Source organism: Myxococcus sp. AB025B (genome assembly GCF_006518215.1).
GTDB lineage: Bacteria > Myxococcota > Myxococcia > Myxococcales > Myxococcaceae > Myxococcus > Myxococcus fulvus.
Genome location: NZ_SRLW01000503.1, coordinates 1 through 4,088, shown reverse-complemented (window position 1 = coordinate 4,088; position 4,088 = coordinate 1). Strand labels below are relative to the sequence as shown.

The following is a 4,088-nucleotide window of genomic DNA, read 5'->3' as shown; positions in this document are numbered from 1 at the left end:
GGTGTCTGGTGCTCATCGTGGGCGAGTCCCTGGGGCGGGGGTTCACCGCGTTGCTGCTGGTGCCTCGCTGGCCGGAGATGCCCGGGGAGCTTCGCGAGCTGCTGTCGCGGCAGTTCGTGCTCGTCAGTGGGGTGGCGCTGGTGAGCTCGGTGCTCTGTGTGGGCGGGGTGCTGTGGACGCGTGGGAGCGCCGGGGTGTTGTTGGTGACGCAGTTCGTGTCGGGCTTCTTGGTGGGGTTCGGGAGCTACGAGCTGCTCACGCCGGAGGTGCTGTCCACGCCGCCTCCGTTCGCCGAGCACATCCTCGCGCAGCCTCGCGAGGATGCGCGGGTGCCCATCCGAGTGGCCTCGCACTACGACGTGGCTGGCGTTACGTCGCTCATTCCTGGGATGGATGCTCGGCAGTGGCGCTCGCTGGTCGCGGCGCAGACGCTCATGCCGGACACGCCGGGGCTGTGGGGCATGGAGAGCGCGGATGGAACCCTGCCCGCCACGAGTCGACGGGTGCATGCGGTCGTCTGGGATGTGACGCCGTGGTTCCTGGAGCGCGCTCCGCTGTTCTCCGTCGCGTACTCGGTGCATCCGCTCGTGGAGTGGCAGGCGCTGGAGACGGCTGGGAAGAAGAACGCCGTCACGGACCGGTCCATCAATGCGGTGTTGGTGGAGCACCCGGAGGTGCTGCCTCGGGTGTTCCTGGCGAATGCGCGCTGTGTCGCGTCGTACGAGGCCGCGATGCCGGGGCTGGCGGATCCGCTCGTTCGTGCCGGACAGGTGGCGTTGGTCGAGTGTGGCGAGGGTGGGGCCGGGCTTACGTCCGGGGACACGTCTCCCGTGGGGGGACAGGTGAAGGTGGAGCGCTACGAGGCGGAGCGTCTGGAGTTCGACGTGGAGAGTCCTCGCGACGCGGTGCTCATCGTGAACGACGCGTGGTTCCCCGGGTGGACGGCGACGGTGGATGGCGTGGAGACGCCGATTCTTCCGGCCAACGTCGCGGTGCGCGCCGTGCCCGTGAAGGCGGGGCGACATCGGGTGACGCTGACCTATCGGGATGTTGCCGCCCGGTGGGGGCTGGGCGTCTCCGCGATGACGTTCCTGGGACTGCTCGGGTTCGCGGTGGTGCGTCGACCGCGTGGGGCTTCGTGAGGTCTCGGGTTCTTGGCGAGCGCCGCTGACCTCAACGGAGCGCCTCGCGGAGCATCAGGTGCGCGATGCGATAGAGACGCTGGGCGCTCGTTGCATGGAGTGGGTCTGGAATGGGCAGATTGGGGAACTCATCGTCGTCGCAAATCTGCGCATCGAAAGTCGCCGCCTGCCATGCGGCGGAGTCTCTCGTGTCGCACGTCCACTCGAAGGTGACGACGTAGTTCCAGGTGGAGGGATGGCATTTCGGATCTCCCTCTGGCTGGAGTGCTCCGTCCACCAGGGCCCGAAGCATTTGCTGTGAGACGAAAGAGGAGACGACCCGGGATGGCACGTTGAGGCTGGTGTAGCGAGGCTCCCAGAAGCGTCCCTCAATGCGTGACGCGACGGGAGTGTGGGTCAGCATGAGTGACCCATGATTGCCGCCATAGCAATGGGCCTGAGCGAAGCGGAGCTTCACGGCTGCATGTGAGGCGTTGAGCAGGCACTCGAGAGAGAACTCCCGTTGTGGCCGCCATTGCTCTTCCGCGAGGCAGGGGCTGGTCACCAGGGCCACGAGAAGCCCGCTCACCGTCCATCGCTTGCCACGCATGGGTCGCTCCTTCGTTGAAAGAGCGCCCATGAAAGCGATGTCGCGTGGGCGGCTTCCTCACGGAAGCATCACGGCCTCATCATGTGGGTGGCACGGGCACGCAGTGCTTCCGTGCCCGTTCGCCCTCAGCGCTTCAATCCGCGCTTGATGTCCGCGCACAGCGCCTTGACGGCCTGCGGTCCATCCGAGTGCGCGGCCCGGACGAGCGCGCTGCCGACCACCACCCCATCCGCGTGCGCCGACAGCGTCCGCGCCTGCTCCGCGCTGGAGATGCCGAAGCCCGCCACCACCGGCACTGGCGAGGCCTTGCGCACCAGGTCCAGCCGCTGCGACAGGTCCGGCGGCAGCTCCGCGCGCATGCCCGTCACTCCCGCCACCGACACGCAGTACACGAAGCCGCGCCCGTCCTTCGCGATGGCCTCGGCTCGCGCACGCGGTGTCGTCGGCGCGCACAGCGGAATCAAGTCCACGCCCGCCGCGTCGAACGTGGCGCGCAAGGCCCCGCTCTCCTCGGGCGGCAGGTCCGGCAGGATGGCTCCCGACACGCCGCGCTCCCGCGCCAGCTTCGCGAACCGCTCCTCGCCCATCGCCATGATGACATTCACATACGTCATGATGACCAGCGGTGTCTCCGGACAGCGCCGATGCACCTCCGGCACCACCTCGTCGAGCACCCGCTTGAGCGTGGAGCCCGCCTTCAACGCGCGCTCCGATGCACCCTGGATGACCGGCCCGTCCGCGATGGGGTCGCTGAACGCCACGCCCACCTCGAGGATGTCCGCGCCTCCCTCCACCATCGCCGTGAAGACCTCCACCGAGCGCGCCAGGTCCGGGTCTCCCGCCATCCCGTACGCCACCAGCGCGCCCTCGCCCCGAGCCTTCGCCCGCGCGAACGCCTTCGCGATTCCGCCGCTCACGCCTTCACCCCCACCGCCGGCGGAACCCCGCGCGCCGAAATCGTCGCGACGTCCTTGTCCCCTCGACCCGAGCAGTTGATGACCAGGTACTTGCCCGCCCCCAGCTCCCGCGCCAGCTCCCGGCCTCGCGCGAACGCATGCGACGTCTCCAGCGCCGGGAGGATGCCCTCCATGCGCGCCACCTCGTAGAACGACGCCAACGCCTCGTCGTCCGTCGCCGTGCGCACCTCCATCCGCCCAATCTTCGCCAGGTGTGCCAGCTCCGGCCCCACGCCCGGATAGTCCAGACCCGCGCTGATGCTGTGCGCCTCCTGAATCTGCCCGTCCGCGTCCTGGAGCACCAGCGAGCGCGAGCCATGCAACACGCCCTCCGTCCCCAGTGTCAGCGACGCCCCGTGCTGGCCCGAGTCCAGCCCGTGCCCACCCGCCTCCACGCCGATGAGCCGCACGCTCGCATCGCCGATGAACGGATGCAGCACGCCAATCGCATTCGAGCCGCCCCCCACGCACGCGACAATCGCATCCGGCAGTTGCCCGAACGCCGCCATCGCCTGCGTGCGCAGCTCCTTCCCGATGATGGACTGGAAGTCGCGCACCACCGACGGATACGGGTGCGGCCCCGCCGCGCTGCCGATGACGTAGTGCGTGTCCGAGACCTGCGACACCCACGTGCGCATCGCCTCGTTCATCGCGTCCTTCAGCGTCCGCGAGCCCGACTCCACCGGCCGCACCACCGCGCCGAGCGCCCGCATCCGGAAGACGTTGAGCGCCTGCCGCTCCACGTCCAGCGCGCCCATGTACACCTCGCACGGCAGCCCGAAGAGCGCGCACGCGGTGGCCGTCGCTACGCCGTGCTGGCCCGCGCCCGTCTCCGCGATGATGCGCTTCTTGCCCATCCGCTTCGCGAGCAGCACCTGCCCCACGGTGTTGTTGATTTTGTGCGCGCCCGTGTGCGCCAGGTCCTCGCGCTTGAGCCACACGTTCGCGCCGCCCCACGCCTCGGTGAGCCTGCGCGCCGGCGTCAGCGTCGTGGGCCGACCCACGAACTCACGCAGCACCCGCGCCACCTCGGCGTCGAACGTCGGGTCCGCCCTGGCGGCCGTGTACGCCTCTTCCAACTCCATCAGCGCCGGGACGAGCGTCTCCGGCACGTAGCGCCCACCGAAGCGGCCGAAGCGGCCGGTGGAAGTCTCCGTGTTCATCCCTGTCACTCCCAGAGGTTGATGGACTTCGCGGACCGCACGAAGGCGCGCACCGCGTCCATGTCCTTGATGCCCGGGGCCGACTCCACCCCACTGGCCACGTCCACTCCGTAAGGCCGCGTCGCGCGCACCGCCTCCGCCACGTTGGAGGGCTTCAGCCCTCCCGCCACCAACACCGGCACGCCGCTGCCCGCCACTCCCGCCACCAGCGACCAGTCGAACCCCACGCCCCCACCGC

4 protein-coding genes and 1 pseudogene are annotated in these 4,088 nt (G+C 69.4%); 1 reads left to right on the top strand and 4 read right to left on the bottom strand.

All coding sequences use genetic code 11. The annotated features are described in order from the left end of the window. Nucleotides 1-1,142 (top strand): YfhO family protein (locus FL311_RS41665; protein WP_141333163.1); only part of this gene is annotated, 1,142 nt, incomplete at its 5' end. A 31-nt stretch (nt 1,143-1,173) separates the two neighbouring features. Here FL311_RS41665 and FL311_RS41660 read toward each other — a convergent pair. From FL311_RS41660 to FL311_RS41645, 4 genes and pseudogenes are all read right to left on the bottom strand, one after another. After that, the gene (locus FL311_RS41660; protein WP_141333162.1) at nt 1,174-1,731 is read right to left on the bottom strand and encodes a hypothetical protein; all 558 of its coding nucleotides are present in this window, start codon (nt 1,729-1,731) and stop codon (nt 1,174-1,176) included. A 125-nt stretch (nt 1,732-1,856) separates the two neighbouring features. Then, on the bottom strand, nt 1,857-2,648 hold the full coding sequence (trpA, locus tag FL311_RS41655; protein WP_141333161.1) for a tryptophan synthase subunit alpha: 792 nt from the start codon (nt 2,646-2,648) through the stop codon (nt 1,857-1,859). Next, entirely contained in the window at nt 2,645-3,850 is a 1,206-nt protein-coding gene (gene trpB / locus FL311_RS41650) for a tryptophan synthase subunit beta (RefSeq protein ID WP_141333160.1), read from the bottom strand. The genes trpA and trpB overlap by 4 nt, the downstream gene beginning before the upstream one ends. A gap of 5 nt (nt 3,851-3,855) precedes the next feature. Next, a pseudogene (locus FL311_RS41645) lies at nt 3,856-4,088 on the bottom strand (N-(5'-phosphoribosyl)anthranilate isomerase); the annotation flags it as partial.